The following is a 16,508-nucleotide window of genomic DNA, read 5'->3' on the forward strand; positions in this document are numbered from 1 at the left end:
CCGTTGCCGCACCGAACCCTGCCGCCGGAACGGTACTCAGGCCTGCCCGCCGCGCACAGCGTCCGCGAAGTTATCCACAGGGTTGACACCTTAAGGCGGCGAGCCCCACCATTGAATTCAACGAACCGAACGATCGGTCGGGCGGTTCGCTCAGGTCGAGGGGGACCGAGATGGCGACAGCAGCCGCACACCAGGCGGCGGGGACGGAGCCGGACGAGGCCCGTTCCCCGGCCGCGCGCACGGCGGAGCAGGAAGCCGCCGGGCACCAGGCCGCCTTCGACGCGGCGGTCGCCGCCGACGAGCGCATCGAACCGCGCGACTGGATGCCGGACGCCTATCGCGCGTCGCTGGTCAGGCAGATCGCGCAGCATGCCCACTCCGAGATCATCGGCATGCAGCCGGAGGCCAACTGGATCACCCGCGCCCCTTCCCTGCGGCGCAAGGCGATCCTCATGGCCAAGGTGCAGGACGAAGCGGGACACGGCCTGTATCTGTACAGCGCCGCCGAGACGCTCGGCACCAGCCGCGACGAGCTGCTCGACAAGCTGCACTCGGGCCGCCAGAAGTACTCGTCGATCTTCAACTACCCCACGCTGACCTGGGCGGACGTGGGCGCGATCGGCTGGCTCGTGGACGGCGCTGCGATCACCAACCAGGTCCCCCTGTGCCGCTGCTCCTACGGTCCGTACGCCCGCGCGATGGTCCGCGTCTGCAAGGAGGAGTCCTTCCACCAGCGCCAGGGGTACGAATCGCTGCTCGCCCTCAGCCGCGGCACCCAGGCCCAGCACGACATGGCGCAGGACGCCGTGGACCGCTGGTGGTGGCCCTCCCTGATGATGTTCGGCCCGCCCGACGGCGAGTCCTCGCACTCCGAGCAGTCGATGACGTGGAAGATCAAGCGCCACTCGAACGATGAACTGCGCCAGCGCTTCGTGGACATCTGCGTCCCCCAGGCCGAATCGCTCGGACTCACCCTCCCCGACCCGGACCTGGTGTGGAACGAGTCCCGCGGGCACTACGACTTCGGTGCGATCGACTGGACGGAATTCTGGGACGTCCTCAAGGGGAACGGCCCCTGCAACGAACAGCGCATCACCCAGCGCAAGCGCGCCCACGACGAGGGCGCCTGGGTCAGGGACGCCGCGGCCGCCCATGCCGCGAAGCACGGAGAGGCGACGGCATGAGCAGCTCGACCGACTGGCCCCTGTGGGAGGTGTTCGTGCGATCCCGCCGCGGACTCTCGCACACCCACGCGGGCAGCCTGCACGCCCCGGACGCGGAGATGGCCCTGCGCAACGCCCGCGATCTGTACACCCGCAGGAGCGAAGGCGTCTCCATCTGGGTCGTGCCGTCCACCCAGATCACCGCCTCGTCGCCGGACGAGAAGGACTCCTTCTTCGAACCCGCGGGCGACAAGCCGTACCGCCACCCGACGTTCTACGACATCCCGGAGGGGGTGAAGCACCTGTGACCGCCGCCCCCGACGCCGCCGCGCCCGCCACCACGGCCTCGGCCCTCCCCGCCCTGGCCCTCGGCGACGACGCACTGGTGCTCTCGCACCGCCTGGGGGAGTGGGCGGGACACGCCCCCGTCCTCGAAGAGGAAGTCGCCCTGGCGAACATCGCGCTCGATCTGCTCGGCCAGGCCCGCGTCCTGCTCTCCCTGGTGGGCGACGAGGACGAGCTGGCCTATCTCCGCGAGGAGCGCGCCTTCCGCAACCTCCAGCTGGTCGAGCAGCCGAACGGCGACTTCGCGCACACCATCGCCCGCCAGCTCTACTTCTCCACCTACCAAGCCCTGTTGTACGCCCAGTTGGCGACCGGTGACGGCGAGCTCGCCCCCCTGGCCGCGAAGGCCGTCAAGGAGGTCGCCTACCACCAGGACCACGCCGAGCAGTGGACCCTGCGGCTCGGCGACGGCACACCCGAGAGCCACCAGCGGATGCAGCGCGGACTCGACGCGCTGTGGCGCTTCACCGGAGAGCTGTTCCAGCCGGTGGCGGGTCTCGACCTCGACTGGCAGGACATGCGGGCGAGTTGGACGTCCTCGGTGACGGCCGTCATCGAGCGGGCAACGCTGACCGTGCCCTCGGGACCGCAGTCCGGCGCATGGACGGCGGGCGCCGGACGCCAGGGCCTGCACACGGAACCGTTCGGGCGGATGCTCGCCGAGATGCAGCATCTGCACCGCAGCCACCCGGGGGCGTCATGGTGACGACCGCGCTCACCGCGCTCGAAGCGGAGCTTCTGACCCTCGCGGGTTCGGTGCCGGACCCGGAGCTGCCCGTACTGACCCTGGCCGAGCTCGGCGTGGTGCGCGGCGTGCACGTCCGCTCCTCCGGCGAGGTCGACGTCGAGCTGACCCCCACGTACACCGGCTGCCCGGCCATCGAGACCATGTCCGCCGACATAGAGCAGGTCCTGCACGACCGCGGCATGGCCGAGGTCTCGGTGCGCACGGTGCTCTCCCCCGCGTGGTCGACGGACGACATCAGCGCCGAAGGCCGCCGCAAGCTGGCCGAGTTCGGCATCGCGCCACCGCGCTCCCACCCGGTGGACGGGCCGATACCGCTGAGCCTCGCCATCCGCTGCCCGCACTGCGGATCGACCGACACGGAACTGCTCAGCCGGTTCTCCTCCACGGCCTGCAAGGCGCTGCGCCGCTGCGCGTCCTGCCGTGAACCCTTCGACCACTTCAAGGAGTTGTGATGGCCCGTTTTCATCCGCTCCGGGTGGCGGAGATCGACCGGCTCACCGACGACTCCGTGACGCTGACCTTCGACGTGCCGCCCGCGCTGCGCGAGGAGTACGTCTTCACACCGGGCCAGCACCTCGCCGTCCGCCGCTTCGTCGACGGCACCGAGATCCGGCGTACGTACTCGATCTGCTCCCCCGCGCCCCATCCCGGGGCCCCGGGAGAGCCGCGGACCCTGCGCGTCGGCGTGCGTCTCGTCGAGGGCGGCGCCTTCTCCACGTACGCCTTCAAGGAAGTCGCCGTCGGCGATGAGCTGGAGGTGATGACCCCGGCGGGGCGCTTCACCCTGGACCCCGCGCCGGGACGTTATGCGGCGGTGGTCGGCGGCAGCGGCATCACACCCGTGCTCTCCATCGTCACGACGCTCCTGGAACGCGAGCCGCAGGCGCACTTCGTCCTCATACGCAGCGACCGCACCGCCGCATCGACGATGTTCCTGGAGGAGGTCGCCGACCTCAAGGACCGTTGGCCCGACCGGTTCCAGCTGGTGACCGTGCTCTCCCGCGAGGAGCAGCAGGCGGGCCTCGACTCCGGGCGGCTCGACGAGGAGCGGCTCGCCCGGCTGCTGCCCGCGTTGTTGCCGGTGGCGGAGATCGAGGCGTGGTTCCTGTGCGGTCCTTTCGGTCTGGTGCAGGGCGCGGAGCGGACGTTGCGCGGTCTCGACGTACCGCGTCGGCGCATCCACCAGGAGATCTTCCACGTGGACGACGGCGTCCCCGCCGCCCCCGCCGTACCGGCGCCCGCGCACAGCACGGTGACCGCGACCCTCGACGGCCGCTCCGGCACCTGGCCCGTCCTCGACGGCGAGACCCTCCTGGAGACGGTCCTGCGCAACCGCGCGGACGCGCCCTACGCCTGCAAGGGCGGGGTGTGCGGGACCTGCCGTGCCTTCCGTGTCTCAGGAGAGGTGCGGATGGACCGCAATTTCGCCCTGGAGCCGGAGGAGACGGACGCCGGGTACGTCCTGGCGTGCCAGTCCCATCCGGCCACGGACACGGTGGAGTTGGACTTCGACCGGTGAGTTGAGGGCCGGGTCTGCCCGGGTGGGGCCGCCTGCCCCCGGACGGCCCGCCTGCCCGGATGCGTCCGCCCGGTCCAGATGGGCACCCCGCTCGCCCCTGACTGTTCCCTTCCTCTAGAACCTGTTCTATCTTGACGGATCGTCAGATATGAAGTGGCGGGAGATGGCGACGGATACGTGACGGCGGATACGTCGGTCGGCCGGGGCGTGGGAGGACAGGCAGTGGACTTCACCTTCACCGAGGAACAGCAGGCCGTGGTCGAGGCGGCGAAGGCGCTCTTTGCCGATGTCGTGCCGGACGGGGTGCCGAGCCCGGCCCTCACACCCGGTGCGGTCGCCGAGGACTTCGACCGCGCCCTGTGGTCACGGCTTGCCGACGCCGACCTGTTGGGGGTGCTCGTCGACTCCGGGTACGGGGGCGTGGGCCTCGACGTCATCGCCCTGTGCCTGGTGCTCCGTGAGTCCGCGAAGGTGCTCGCGCGGGTCCCGCTCCTGGAGAGCAGCGCCGCTGCGGCCGCCGTACAGGCCCATGGCGGGGACGAGTTGAGGCGCCGGATCCTCCCCGCGGCCGCCCGCGGGGAGCTCGTCCTGACGGTCGCGGCGAACGGCCGCACCGGCCACGACCCGGCCGAACTCGCCGTCACCGCACAGCGCGACGGCGACAGCTGGGTCCTCGACGGGCTCCAGACGGGCGTGCCCTGGGCGCACCACGCCGACCTGGTGGTCGTGCCCGCCCATACCCCCGAGGGGCGGACCGTCCTCGCGCTCGTCCCCCGCGACCGGCCGGGCATCGCGCTCGCCGAGCAGATCTCCACCAGCGGCGAACGCCTCGGTGAGCTGGGACTTGAGGCCGTACGCGTCGCCGCGTCGGACGTCATCGAGGCCGACGGGGCCTGGGACCGGCTGCGCGACCTGCTCGCCACCGGCACCTGCGCGCTCGCCCTGGGACTCGGCGCGGGCGTCCTCCGTATGACCAGCGAATACGCCAGCAAGCGCGAGCAGTTCGGGCACCCCGTGGCCACGTTCCAGGCCGTGGCCGTGCAGGCCGCCGACCGCTACATCGACCTGCGCGCGATGGAGGTCACCCTCTGGCAGGCCGCCTGGCGCATCAGCACCGGCGCGGGCGGCGCCCTGCCCGCCACGGGTGACGTGGCCGTCGCCAAGATCTGGGCGTCCGACGGCGTACGAAGGGTCGTGCAGACCGCCCAGCACCTGCACGGCGGCTTCGGCGCGGACACGGACTATCCCCTGCACCGCTACCACGCCTGGGCCAAGCAGCTGGAACTCTCCCTCGGCCCCGCGGCGGCGCACGAGGAGACCCTGGGCAACCTGCTGGCCGCCCACGCGCTCGGCTAGGTCAGGGGGCCAAGGGCTGTCCAACCAGCCCTTAGACGACGACGCCCGGCTGGCCCTTGTCGTCGATGACGGGGCGGCCGGCGGCCGCCCATGCCTCCATGCCGCCGGCGACGTTCGCCGCTTCGACGCCCTGCTGACCGAGGTACATGGTGACCTGGGCAGAGCGCCCGCCGGACCGGCAGATGACGTTGACGCGGCCGTCCTGCGGCGCGGCCTCGGTCAACTCGCCGTACCGGGGCACGAATTCACTCATCGGAATGTGCAGCGCGCCCTCGGCGTGGCCCGCCTGCCATTCGTCGTCCTCGCGGACGTCCAGCAGAAAGTCGTCGCTTGCGAGGTCGTCGACGCCGACCGTGGGCACATGAGATCCGAAAGCCATGCCCCCGACGCTACCCGACCGACGCAAGGCAGCCCTCCAAGGCCCTACGCCCTTCCAAGGTCCTACGCGCTTCCAAGGTCCTACCCGCTTCCAAGGCCCTACGCGGTCAACCGCTCCAGCTCGGCCTCGCGCTCGGCCACCTGGGCGAGCAGCTGCTCGGCGATCTCGTCGAGGAGCGCGTCCGGGTCGTCGGGGGCCAGCCGCAGCATCCCGCCGATCGCGCCCTCCTCCAGTTCCTTGGCGAGGACGGAGAGGAGTTCCTTGCGCTGGGCGAGCCATTCGAGCCGTGCGTACAGCTCCTCGCTGCGGGTGAGCCGCTGTGCCTCGGGGACGGGGCCCGCCGCCCACTCGGCGGAGAGCTCGCGCAGCAGCGTCTCGTCGCCACGGGCGTACGCGGCGTTCACGCGCGTGATGAACTCCTCGCGCCGCGCCCGCTCGCCCTCCTCCTGCGCGAGGTCCGGGTGGGCCTTGCGGACCAGCTCGCGGTAGAGCTTGCGGGCCTCCTCGCCGGGGCGGACCCGCTGCGGCGGCCGCACCGACTGATCGGTGAGCATCGCCTCGGCCTCGGGGTAGAGGCCATCGCCGTCCATCCAGCCGTGGAACAGCTCGTCGACGCCCGGCATCGGCATGACCCGGGCCCGCGCCTCCGCCGCCTTGCGCCGGTCCTCGGGGTCGCCCGTGCGGGCCGCGGTGGCCTCGGCGATCTGGGCGTCGAGCTCGTCGAGCCGTGCGTACATCGGGCCGAGCTTCTGGTGGTGCAGGCGGGAGAAGTTCTCCACCTCCACGCGGAAGGTCTCGAGGGCAATCTCGTACTCGATCAGCGCCTGCTCGGCGGCGCGCACCGCCCGCTCGAGCCGCTCCTCGGGCCGCTCCTCGGGCCGGGACGTTTCCTCACCACCCGTAGAGGCCTGGGCCTCAGGCGTCTCGGGCTGCGTCGGCTCGGCTTCCGGGGTCGTCACCCGCCCAGCCTATGCGCTTCGTCGGATGTGCCGCGCCATGCCGTCGAAGGTGCCGGGCCATGCCGTAGGAGGTGCCACGCCATGCCGTGCACAGCCGCGGGCGCGTCGGGACCGGGCGCGCCCGCGTGGCGGAGCCGCACACGTCACCGCCCCACCCCCCTTCAGGCGCACCCCCTCTCACACCCCCGCCTCAGCGGCGATGCGCCCCTCCTTCACCGCCCGCACCAGCAGCGCGTGGTCCGCCTCCGTCCGGTCCGCGTATGCCGTCGCGAAGCGCGCCATCGCCTCGTCCAGCTCGTCGTTCTTGCCGCAGTACCCCGCTATGAGGCGCGGGTCGGCGCTGTGGGCGTGGGCGCGGGCGAGCAGGGCGCCGGTCATCCGGCCGTAGTCGTCGATCTGGTCGGCGGCCAGTGCGGCGGGGTCGACGCTGCCCTTGCGGTTCCTGAACTGCCGTACCTGGAAAGGCAGTCCTTCGACGGTCGCCCACCCCAGCAGGAAGTCGCTGACCACCTGCATCCGCTTCTGCCCGAGCACCACCCTGCGTCCCTCGTGGGTGGCCTCCGGTGCCTCGAAGCCCGCCGTCGGCAGGTGCGGGAGCAGCGCGGAGGGCCGGGCCTCCTTGACCTGGAGCACCAGGGGCTCGCCCCGGTGGTCGAGCAGCAGCACCACGTAGGAGCGCAGCCCCACGCTGCCCGTGCCCACGACGCGGAACGCCACGTCCTGGATCGCGTACCGCGCGAGCAGCGGCAGCCGGTCCTCGGCCAGCGTGCCCAGATATCCGCCGAGCGAGGCGGCCACCGCGGCCGCCTCCTCGTCGGGGACGCGCCGCAGCACGGGCGGTGCGTCGACGAAGCGCCGCCCTATGGAGCCGTCGGCGTGCTCGAACCGCTCCGTGGCCTTCGCGGCGAACCGGGCGCTCGTGTTGTGCCGGGCCTTCTCGGAGACCCGCTCCAGGGTGCCGAGCAGGTCGCGGGCGTCGGTGTGCGAGACGAGCTGCTCGTCCGCGATGGCGTTCCACGCGTCGAGCGCGGGGAGCTTCGCGAGCAGCCGCATGGTGCGGCGGTACGCCCCCACCGCGTCGAGCGCCGCCTCCTCGCAGGCGTCCTCGCTCGCTCCGGCCTCGCGCCCCGCGAGCACCAGGGATGCGGCGAGGCGCTTGAGGTCCCACTCCCACGGGCCGTGCGCCGTCTCGTCGAAGTCGTTCAGGTCGATGACGAGTCCGCCCCGCGCGTCCGCGTACAGACCGAAGTTCGCCGCGTGGGCGTCGCCGCAGATCTGTGCGCCGACGCCGGTCATCGGGGTGCGCGCGAGGTCGTACGCCATGAGTCCCGCGGAGCCGCGCAGGAACGCGAAGGGGGAGGCCGCCATCCTGCCCACCCGGATCGGTGTGAGCTCGGGGATCCTGCTGCGGTTGGAGTCCTCCACGGCGGCCACGGGGTCGGGCCGCGCCCCGTCCGCCGCGAACCGCGCGTGCGAGGACCGGGGCACTCGTGCCCGCAGTGCCTTGCCCTCGTCCTTGGGCGACCCCTGAGAGGGCCACTCGGCGAATCCCGGAACACCCGGAATCCGCTCCCCTGCCTGCTGCCCCGACCGCTGCCCCGACCCCTGCCCCCGCTGAGCAGGAATGTCCCCACGCGCCATGTCCATCGCCCCCGCCGATCAAATCCGCTGCCACTCGGCACGACGGTACCGCCGCCCGCCGGACGCCGTCAGAGCCTGTGGATAACTTCGATAGTCCCGAGGTCACCGCTCGCGCGCGCAATGGTGTGCCGGGCGCATCTCGTCCCGCGGCGGCCGCGCGACGACGGTGGAGGGGCAGCTGGAGGGGGCTGCCCGACCGTGAGGCAGGAGGGCCGTGAACAAAGCCGTGCTCGGCGCTGTTCGGGTCGTTCCGCCGGAGCGACCACCACCGCAAGGGGGAGCAGTATGTGCGCGGCCTCCTCGCGGCCTCCTCGCGGCCCAGGGGCGCAAGTCGATGCGGAACATCGCCACCGCGTGCTTCGGCGGCGACGCGACCGATCAGAGCCTGCACCACTTCATCGGCAGCTCCCACTGGGACTGGCGGCCCGTCCGGGCGGCCCTCGCCCGCTCTGTGGAGCGCACCGCGCCGCCCGAGGCGTGGGTGGTCAGGTCGATGGTGATCCCGAAGGCGGGCGAGCACTCGGTGGGCGTGGAGCGCCGGCCGGTTCGTCCCCGAGCCGCGCCAGATCGTCAACGGGCAGCAGGCGTACGGGGTGTGGGCGGCGTCCCAGGAGCTGAGCACGCCCGCCCGTCAACTGGCGGCTCTTCCTGCCCGACACCTGGGTCGCGGACCGGGCCCGGCGGCGCCGTGCGGAGATTCCCGACGAGTTCGTCGAGGAGAGCACGGAGGAGTGCGCGGCGGCCGCCGTTCTCGAAGCCGTCGGCGACCGGCCCGGCGGACGCCGCCCGGTGCTCGGCTACGCGCGCGTGGTCGGCGCGCGGCTGCTGATGCGCGACCTCGCGTGGGCCCGGGTGCCGGTGATCGCGCGGGTCTCCGGAGCGGCCCGGTTCGCCGTCGCCGACCCGCCATCGGCCTCGGCCTCGGCCTCGGACCGGTCTTCTGGATCCTGATCGCGGAGATCTTCCCGCCCGAGGCCCGGGCGCGCGGGGCTTCCCTGTGCGTGCTCGTGCGTGCTCGTGCGCTCGTGCGTGCTCGTGAGCTGGGCCGCCAACTTCCTCGTCGGCCAGATGTTCCTGCCGGTGGCCGACGCCATCGGCCAGGGAACGACCTTCTGGATCTTCGCGGTGGTCTGCGCCGACGCCCTGTTCTTCGTCTCTTCGTCACCCGCAAGGTCCCCGAGACCAAGAACCACTCCCTGAGACCAAGAACCGCTCCCTGGACGCCATCCAGCGGGACCTCAGGCGCCGAACCGCGACCCGATGAGGTCCCAGTAGATGTGGTGCCCGCTCCACCGGTACACGGCCTGCCCGCCGGGGCTGATCCCGTACAGGTTCCCGTCCGCGGCCGTGAACGTTCTGCCAGGGCCGCCCACCCGCGTCCATGAGTCGGCGTGGCCGCTGTAGCGGTGGATGTTCCCGGTCCTGGGGTTGGTCGCGAAGAGACCCGCCGTACCGGCGTAGAGCCTGCGCGCCGGTCCGCCGACCCGCACCCACTTCGTGCCCCGCCCGCTCCACTGGTGGATCGCGCGAGAGTCGGACGACAGGCGGTACACGTGCGCGCCGGAGACGGCGAAGGCCCTGCCAGGGCCGCCGACCCGCTGCCACGCGTCGGGCCTGCCGAGGTAGCGGTAGAGGTCACCGGTGTCCGGGTTGGTGGCGAACAGACCGGCACCACCCGCGTGGATCCGCGCGGCAGGCCCGCCGATCTTCGTCCAGGTGTGCCCCCGGCCCGTCCACTGGTAGACGCCGCTGCCGTCGGGGGACAGGCCGTACAGCCGCCCGCCGTCAAGGGCGAAGCCCTTCCCGGGCCCGCCGACACGACTCCACGCCCCGGCCCGGCCCCCGTACCGCCGGATGTCACCGGTCCTGGGGTCGGTGGCGAAAAGACCCGCCGCACCGGCGTACAGCCTGCGGGCCGGTCCGCCGATGCGCACCCACTCCTTGCCGCGGCCCTTCCACTGGTAGACGGCGCGGCGGTCGGCGGCCAGCGCGTAGACGTGCCCACCGCCCGCCGCCAGGGACCCGAGCCGCACGGACTTGCCGTGCGGAGTGCGGGCCGACGGCTTCGGGGGCGGGGTCGGCCCGGCCGTGCGGCTCGGCGGGACCTGCGGCGGCTCCGGGACGGGGGCGGGCGGCGGTGAGGCGGCGGGCGCGGGCTTCTTCGGCGCGGGCGGTGCGGGCGGGGTGGCGAGCGCGGTGGGCTTGGTGGGCTTGGCCGATTCGGCGGGGGCCTGCCCGACGACGTTGTCGTACCGCAGCGCCGTGTACCCGGAGAGCCGCAGCCCGGCGAGGCTCCCCGCGTTCAGATTCCCTACGGCCTTGTTGGTGGGCCGGGACCGATTGCTCTGCTGGTAGTAGCTGAAGGTCCCCTTGGCGCGGTCCTGCCACCCGCCGAACAGCACCACGTGCGAAGCCGAGTTGAGGACGTCGCCCGCTTCCAGCTCCTTGAACTCGATCCTCTTCGCGACACCGGCCAGGCTGCCAGTCGACAGGCTCGCGGGCAGCTGCCAGGCCATCGATACGAAACCCGAGCAGTCCTGCCGGTACGCCCCGCCGGTGGCCTCGTCCGACCACCAGCTGAACGGCGCCCGCAGCCCGTTGGAACTGAACGGCACCTTCTTGTCCACCCACACCTGGGCCCGCGCGATGATCTGCTGCCGTGTGACCTTCCCGCCGGGCTTGGCGTGACCGCCCAGCGTCCCGGTGGACACGACGGGACGCGACCCCGCCTGCACGCTGTCGGCCTGGGCGGGCATCGAGGAAACGGCACCCGCGGCGAGCGCGCCGACGATCAGCACGGAGGTGCCGCACCTGATGGACGTACGTATTCGAGACAACTCGACTCCCTGCAGTGGACGAAAACCGATCAGGCGTGTTCTGTGGCCTGAACTTGCCGTGAAACTGGGCGAGTTGACGCCACTCGCCGCACCGCCGACGTTGCTCGACGACACGGTTGGCCGGGGTGGACCATCCGCGAAAGCGCAGGTCAGTGGCGTGCGAGGGGATGGACAACGCGAGTTGTCCGCGGACAACGGGAGGGACATGGCCAGGGCAGGGCGCCCCCAAGGGGCCCCGAAGGGCACCAGCGAGGCCGCGAACGAACTCGCTCGATTTCTCAGGGAGTTGACCGACGGCCTGGGCGTACGCGAACTCGCCGAGCGCTACAAGGACAACGACGGCAAGGGCGGCCGCACGGTGTGGAGCGAATACCGCTCCGGCGCCCGCCTCATCCCGCTCGGCCGCCTCAACGTCGTCGTCAAGGACCGCGTACGCGACGCCCGCGGCCGGCAGGAGATGCTCGCCAAGGCACGCCGCCTCCACGACGCCGCACTGGCGGCGGAGGCCGAGAGCGCCCCCGCCCCCGGCATCGAGGAATCCCTCCAGCAGGCGCAGCACGACCTGGAGTCGTCACGGCGCCTGGTGCAGCGCCTCCTCGACGTCATCGACAACCTCCAGCAGCAGGCCCCCGCGGAACCCCGACTCGACCTGGCACGCCACCAGCTCACCCAGGCCCGCGAAGTCCACGAGACCGCGTCCCGCACCGTCGCCGACATCCAGGCGGCCCACCCACCCCAGGGCGACACCCCACCCGGCATCGGCACGGAACTGGCCGAGACGATGGCCCGCCTGCGCGACGACCTCGAACAACAACAGGAAGACGCCCGCCGCCTGATCGACGAGACGGGCACGGCCGCGCAGCCGGAACCCAAGAAGGAGACGGAGAAGGCAGAAAAGGTAGAAAGGGTAGAAAGGGTAGAAGGAGCAGAAGGGGCGGCAAAGACACAGCCCGCGAAGAAGCCCGCACGCCGCCCCCGCCGCCCCCGCCGCATCCTCCTGGCCGCCGCCGTCGCCCTCATCGGCACCGCCGCCACCGCGACCGGCTTCCTCGTCCACGAGCACCGGGACACGACCGGCGCACCGCCCAACCCCCAGCCAGGAACGTCCCGTTCGCCGTCCCACGGCACGGACCCCGGCGCGACCGCCCCCACCGGAAAGAAGTCACCGGGAGCGGCGGACACCCCCGCCCCCAAGCCACGCGTCTCCGCGGCGGGCCCCGCGGTCACCGAGAGCCCCGAAGAGGACCTCAAGGGCCCCGCGGACGCCTCAGGGCCGCTCTACGCCGTGAGCCTCGACCAGAGCAAGGTGCTGCGCTGGACCGGCAAGGGCACCACGTGGGCGGAGATCGGCGGCGTGGCAGGGAAGGTCTACGCGGGCGGCGCGGGCATCTTCGCCACCGACCCCGTCGACGGCCGCATCTTCCGTTACGACGGCACTCCGGGAGCGTGGACCTTCGCGGGCTCCGAGGGCGCCGAATTCGCCCTCACGGACGAGAAGTTGTATGCGCTGACCCCGGGCCGCGACGCCGTCATGCGCTACGAAAGACCGGAGAAGTGGACCCGCGTGGGCGGCCCGGTCGGTCACATCTACGCGGGCGGCGCGGGCCTGTTCGCCACGCGCCCCGAGGACGGCCACCTCATGCGCCACAAGAGCAACGGCGACTGGACCCGCGTCGGCAACCCCGGTGCGAGCTTCGCGGTGGGCACCAAGAATGTCTACGGCCTGTCCCCCGACCGGAAGAGCGTCTTCCAATGGACGGGCGAGGGCGACGTATGGACCCAGATCGGCGGCCCCGCGGACACCCTCCAGGCGGGCGGCGCGGGCCTGTTCGCCACCGACCCCGCCACCGGCCACATCATGAAGTACACCGGGACCCAGGGGCTCTGGAAGGACATCGGCCCCAAGGGCGCCGCGCTCACCGTCGGCGACCGCCATGTCTACCGCCTCTCCGCCGACCGCCGCACCCTGTGGCGCTGGACCGGCAAGGGCACCGACTGGACCCGCGTAGGAGGCACGGCGAGCGCCATCGCCAGCACGGACTGACACGGACTGACACGGAGAACGACAGCAGAGTACGACAGCGGAGTACGACAAAGGTGTGCGGCCGAACCCCGGCCGCACACCTCAATGGATTCTCACCACCCCGTCACAGAACCACCCCCGCCCACAGGGGCACATGATCGGAGTGCAGCGCCTTCGTGGCGTCCGCCCACTTCACGTCGACCCAGGGCGGCACATACAGCGCGTCCATCTTCATCCCGCTGTTGTGGGTCGCCTCGCCGGATCGGCAGTACGTCCACACAGGCCAGCCCGCAGGTCCCCGCGCGAAGCCGAACTCCTTGATGTCGTTGCCACAGGGACTGCCGACCTCCTTGAACTCCCCTTCCGCGTCCCGCTGATAGCCGGGGGCGTAGAAGTGGTCGGCCACCGCCGAGAGCGGATCGTCGTTGAAGTCGCCGCCGAGCAGCTTCGTGTATCCGGGGTAGACGTCCCGGAGGATCTCCCGGGCCCTGGACGCCTCCGCGATGCGCAACTCCCGGTCGTCATGCGTGAGATGCACCGAACAGGCGACCATCCGCCTGGCGTCGGAGCGTACGCACAGCATCTCGCGCCGCTCCTTCCCCCCATACGCGGCCGACTTCCCTTCGGCCTCGGTCCGGGGGTCGTCGATCACGGTCTGCGTCAAGGAGTGGGCCTCGGGCTTCAGGTCCGTGGCCGCCCCGAAGACGTCCTTGCGGAGGATCAAGCCGTTGCCGAAGGCCCCGTTCGCCGGGTCCTCACAGGTGGCGACGCTGAGATCGCCCCGCAGTACGGAATCGAAGAAGACGGCGTACTCGCCCTCCTGGCCGTTCGCACCGCCGAGGCGGCCGCGGAGCGTGTCGATCCAGCCCTGGCAGGTCTCCTGAAGGGCGACAAAGGCCGGCCGACGCTCCTGGACGCTGCGCACCAGAGCCTCCGGCGCCTCCACACCCTTGACCCCGTGCTCGTCGTTGCCGCCCGCCATGTTGAACGTGCCGATCTGGTACTCGGCAGGGGCCGCCGCCACCGTGGGCGGAAACGCCTCGTCCGCTCCGGCGGCCGCCGGAAAGGCCATGACAGAGCCCAGCAGCAGGACGACCAGAGCCAGCAGCACCCCGCGCCTACGGGTACCTGTACGTGTCCGCATGGGTGCCCTCACCAGCCACTGACCGGCTCGACGGTGCCCTTGAGCATCCAGTGGTCGCTCAGCGGCACCCCGAACCGCTGGATCGTGAACAGGCCGGGCAGACCCTCGACGATCCCGGGGTACTCGACACTCGCGCCGACCAGGTCCCACCCGTAGTCACTGAAGAAGATGTGATCGAGCTTGCCCTCCGGGTGCGTCGACCGCTGCAGGTTGACGTCGGCCTCGAAGTTCCCGTCGTACAACGGCTGCAGGGGCTTGCTGTCCGGCCTGGCGTTCAAGTCGCCGCCGATGATGGTCCGGTAGCCCTGGGCCTGGAGGTGGACGGTCTGGTCCCGGAAGTTGCGTGCGCTCGCGGTCCTGCTCGCCTCGCTCTTGTCGGCCCCCTTGTTGAGGAAGTGGCTGCTGCACGCGAACAGCAGATTGCCCGTGTCCTTGATGCAGGCCGCGCCCTGCCGCATGTCCCCGACGAACGACATGTTCACCGGGTGCAGTTCACTGCCGGGCAGCTTCTTCATGGCGACCAGGACCCCGGCCACATCACGCTTGCCGCCGACCTGCGCGCGCTGGTCGTTGCCCTGCTCGTCGTCACCGAGGAGCGGGCTCGGCGTGGCTTCCGGAGCGAGGCCGCGCTTGTCGGAGAGGCAGGCATGTACGTTTTCGAGCCCCTTCTTGTCGGTGGTGGGGCCCTCCACCTGCCCGTCATGGACGGGGACGACCGGGGCGGCACGGAACTGCACCTGCCATCCGTCACCGAGCGCTTCCTGCAGCGGTTCGGCGTGCAGCCCCAGGCAGACCTCCTGGAGCATGACGACCGCCACACTCGGGTCGTCCTTGACGGCCTTGACGACCTGGTCGACCTTCCATTGCGGCTTGTTCCATTCGACGCACCCTTCGTAGCCGCCGCACACGTTCCAGCTCAGCGCCGTGACGTGTTTCGGCAGCCCCGGAGCGTCCGCGGCACTGGCCGCCCCACTGGACGTCAGCAAGAGGGCGGCGAACAGAGCGACTGCCCAGACACGGCAGACGCCCGAGAAACGAAAGAGGATCCTGCGCACCACACAACCTCCGTGGGTCGATGACGACTGGTGCGCCCACCGTGCGAAATCCCTCCTTTGTCCACTGTCCGCAGCCGCAAAACCGCAGGTCGACAACAGGACAACCCGCTTTGACCGCGGACAATGAACCCCACCCGTGCCGCCGTTCCCCTACACGGGGCCGAGGGTGAGCGACCACGCGGTGAGGCAGTCCACCTCGATCAACCCGGGCCCAGGAATCCCGACCGTGCCCCGGTACGGCCCCAGGGACACATACGTCAGCTGCTGCCGGTTCCCGCCGTCCGGGGAGCGGTGGTGCAGGTACGCATAGCCCTCCTTGCGCACCTCGAACCTCACCCTGGCCGCCGGCCCCCGGTACTGCAGTACGTCAGGGTGTTTGCCGCGCGCGGCATCGCCGAGCTCCGCGCAGCTGGTGGACGACCGGAACCCGAGCTCCCAGCGGAGCAGGCCACCGCCCCCGCCCGACGGGGCACTGAGCTTCACATGGGTGTAGGCCTTGGGAACGATCGCGCGCACGCGCTGCCCGCAGTTGTTGAGGGTGCAGAGCAGGTCCCCCTGCCGCAGCCGGTCAGGGGTGTCCACGAGCCCATGGACGAAGTACGAGGACAGGATGTTGCCCTGCAGCTCCACGACGGTCGCCTCACCGTCGGGTGCATGACTGACCGGCACACTGCCCCGACGCCAGCCCCGGTGAGGCAAGTTGATCTTGTTCACGGTGGGCAGTGTCGCAGGGGGCACAAGGGCCCCGCGTGAGAGACCTCACACCCCGCACGGCACCTGCGCCGACACAAAGCAAAACGGTCGTCATCGTGATCACGATGACGACCGTTTCGTCGTTGCTCAGAAGCACCATTCATCGGTGCTCCATGGTGCGCGAGGGGGGAGTTGAACCCCCACGCCCTTGCGGGCACTGGAACCTGAATCCAGCGCGTCTGCCTATTCCGCCACCCGCGCATGGGTGTTGTCTTTGGGTCTCTCACTGTGTGGTGCGAGCGCCTGCCGACATCCAGAAGATTAGCACGCTGGAGGGGGTGGATTCACATCCGTATGCGCGGGCACCTGCCCAGGGGTTCGGGCCCGGAGCCGCCCCGGACCACCCGGTACCCACCCCCGCTCCCGACCGGCCTCGCAGAGGTCCACAGCCAGGTGCGGGACACTGGCTTGAGGCCCCCTCTACGATCCCTGGTTAAGAGGAGGCTCGAGCAGGCGTCCCGAGCAGCTGCCCGGAAGGGTTCCGGAGCCGTGGATCAGGGTCCCGTCAGGGGTCCTGGACGGATCCCCGGGCCCCGGTGCGGGCATGCCTTGTGAGAGGCGACACTCGTCGACTGGGCGGACAGGG

Annotated in this window: 16 protein-coding genes and 1 tRNA gene; 9 read left to right on the forward strand and 8 right to left on the reverse strand. The window is 71.2% G+C overall.

What is annotated here, in order from left to right:
• Positions 1-170: 170 nt before the first annotated feature.
• The 6 genes from paaA (at position 171) to ACFWZ2_RS31590 (ending at position 5,131) form a co-directional block, all read left to right on the forward strand.
• Positions 171-1,184, forward strand: a complete 1,014-nt coding sequence (gene paaA / locus ACFWZ2_RS31565) for a 1,2-phenylacetyl-CoA epoxidase subunit PaaA (RefSeq protein WP_384551455.1) — start codon at positions 171-173, stop codon at positions 1,182-1,184.
• Entirely contained in the window at positions 1,181-1,471 is a 291-nt protein-coding gene (gene paaB, locus ACFWZ2_RS31570; protein ID WP_344530569.1) for a 1,2-phenylacetyl-CoA epoxidase subunit PaaB, read from the forward strand. The genes paaA and paaB overlap by 4 nt, the downstream gene beginning before the upstream one ends.
• Positions 1,468-2,214, forward strand: a complete 747-nt coding sequence (gene paaC / locus ACFWZ2_RS31575; RefSeq protein WP_384551457.1) for a 1,2-phenylacetyl-CoA epoxidase subunit PaaC — start codon at positions 1,468-1,470, stop codon at positions 2,212-2,214. The genes paaB and paaC overlap by 4 nt, the downstream gene beginning before the upstream one ends.
• Positions 2,208-2,708, forward strand: a complete 501-nt coding sequence (paaD, locus tag ACFWZ2_RS31580) for a 1,2-phenylacetyl-CoA epoxidase subunit PaaD (RefSeq protein WP_384551459.1) — start codon at positions 2,208-2,210, stop codon at positions 2,706-2,708. The genes paaC and paaD overlap by 7 nt, the downstream gene beginning before the upstream one ends.
• Entirely contained in the window at positions 2,708-3,775 is a 1,068-nt protein-coding gene (locus ACFWZ2_RS31585) for a 2Fe-2S iron-sulfur cluster-binding protein (RefSeq protein WP_384551461.1), read from the forward strand. Before paaD ends, ACFWZ2_RS31585 begins: the two co-directional genes overlap by 1 nt.
• 222 nt (positions 3,776-3,997) lie before the next feature.
• Positions 3,998-5,131 carry an acyl-CoA dehydrogenase family protein gene (locus tag ACFWZ2_RS31590; protein ID WP_384551463.1) on the forward strand — a complete coding sequence of 378 codons (1,134 nt, stop codon included), beginning with the start codon at positions 3,998-4,000 and terminating at the stop codon, positions 5,129-5,131.
• Between the two features lie 31 nt (positions 5,132-5,162).
• Here the strand turns inward: ACFWZ2_RS31590 and ACFWZ2_RS31595 are convergent, their stop codons facing one another.
• From ACFWZ2_RS31595 to ACFWZ2_RS31605, 3 genes are all read right to left on the reverse strand, one after another.
• On the reverse strand, positions 5,163-5,510 hold the full coding sequence (locus ACFWZ2_RS31595) for a rhodanese-like domain-containing protein (RefSeq protein ID WP_384551465.1): 348 nt from the start codon (positions 5,508-5,510) through the stop codon (positions 5,163-5,165).
• Positions 5,511-5,608: 98 nt separating this feature from the next.
• Positions 5,609-6,469, reverse strand: a complete 861-nt coding sequence (locus ACFWZ2_RS31600) for a hypothetical protein (protein WP_384551467.1) — start codon at positions 6,467-6,469, stop codon at positions 5,609-5,611.
• A 177-nt stretch (positions 6,470-6,646) separates the two neighbouring features.
• On the reverse strand, positions 6,647-8,110 hold the full coding sequence (locus ACFWZ2_RS31605; protein WP_384551469.1) for a DUF2252 domain-containing protein: 1,464 nt from the start codon (positions 8,108-8,110) through the stop codon (positions 6,647-6,649).
• A gap of 334 nt (positions 8,111-8,444) precedes the next feature.
• Here ACFWZ2_RS31605 and ACFWZ2_RS31610 point away from each other — a divergent pair, with 334 nt between their 5' ends.
• Positions 8,445-8,939, forward strand: a complete 495-nt coding sequence (locus tag ACFWZ2_RS31610; RefSeq protein WP_384551471.1) for a transposase — start codon at positions 8,445-8,447, stop codon at positions 8,937-8,939.
• Positions 8,940-9,178: 239 nt separating this feature from the next.
• Complete coding sequence (locus tag ACFWZ2_RS31615; RefSeq protein WP_384551513.1) at positions 9,179-9,310, forward strand: hypothetical protein; 132 nt, start codon at positions 9,179-9,181, stop codon at positions 9,308-9,310.
• 38 nt (positions 9,311-9,348) lie between these two features.
• Here ACFWZ2_RS31615 and ACFWZ2_RS31620 read toward each other — a convergent pair whose 3' ends face one another.
• The gene (locus tag ACFWZ2_RS31620) at positions 9,349-10,947 is read right to left on the reverse strand and encodes a hypothetical protein (RefSeq protein WP_384551473.1); all 1,599 of its coding nucleotides are present in this window, start codon (positions 10,945-10,947) and stop codon (positions 9,349-9,351) included.
• A 205-nt stretch (positions 10,948-11,152) separates the two neighbouring features.
• On the opposite strand from ACFWZ2_RS31620, the gene ACFWZ2_RS31625 reads away from it, so the two are divergent.
• Positions 11,153-12,991 (forward strand): hypothetical protein, encoded by a 1,839-nt coding sequence (locus ACFWZ2_RS31625; RefSeq protein WP_384551475.1) that lies wholly within the window; start codon positions 11,153-11,155, stop codon positions 12,989-12,991.
• 103 nt (positions 12,992-13,094) lie between these two features.
• Here the strand turns inward: ACFWZ2_RS31625 and ACFWZ2_RS31630 are convergent, their stop codons facing one another.
• From ACFWZ2_RS31630 to ACFWZ2_RS31645, 4 genes are all read right to left on the reverse strand, one after another.
• Positions 13,095-14,114 carry an endonuclease/exonuclease/phosphatase family protein gene (locus ACFWZ2_RS31630; RefSeq protein WP_384551477.1) on the reverse strand — a complete coding sequence of 340 codons (1,020 nt, stop codon included), beginning with the start codon at positions 14,112-14,114 and terminating at the stop codon, positions 13,095-13,097.
• An 8-nt stretch (positions 14,115-14,122) separates the two neighbouring features.
• On the reverse strand, positions 14,123-15,100 hold the full coding sequence (locus ACFWZ2_RS31635; RefSeq protein ID WP_384551479.1) for an endonuclease/exonuclease/phosphatase family protein: 978 nt from the start codon (positions 15,098-15,100) through the stop codon (positions 14,123-14,125).
• Between the two features lie 219 nt (positions 15,101-15,319).
• Positions 15,320-15,883, reverse strand: coding sequence for a hypothetical protein (locus ACFWZ2_RS31640; protein ID WP_384551481.1), 564 nt, complete (start codon positions 15,881-15,883; stop codon positions 15,320-15,322).
• Positions 15,884-16,036: 153 nt separating this feature from the next.
• Positions 16,037-16,123, reverse strand: a tRNA-Leu gene (locus ACFWZ2_RS31645).
• Positions 16,124-16,508: the final 385 nt, after the last annotated feature.

Source organism: Streptomyces sp. NPDC059002 (genome assembly GCF_042740435.1).
In the GTDB taxonomy this organism is placed as follows: domain Bacteria; phylum Actinomycetota; class Actinomycetes; order Streptomycetales; family Streptomycetaceae; genus Streptomyces.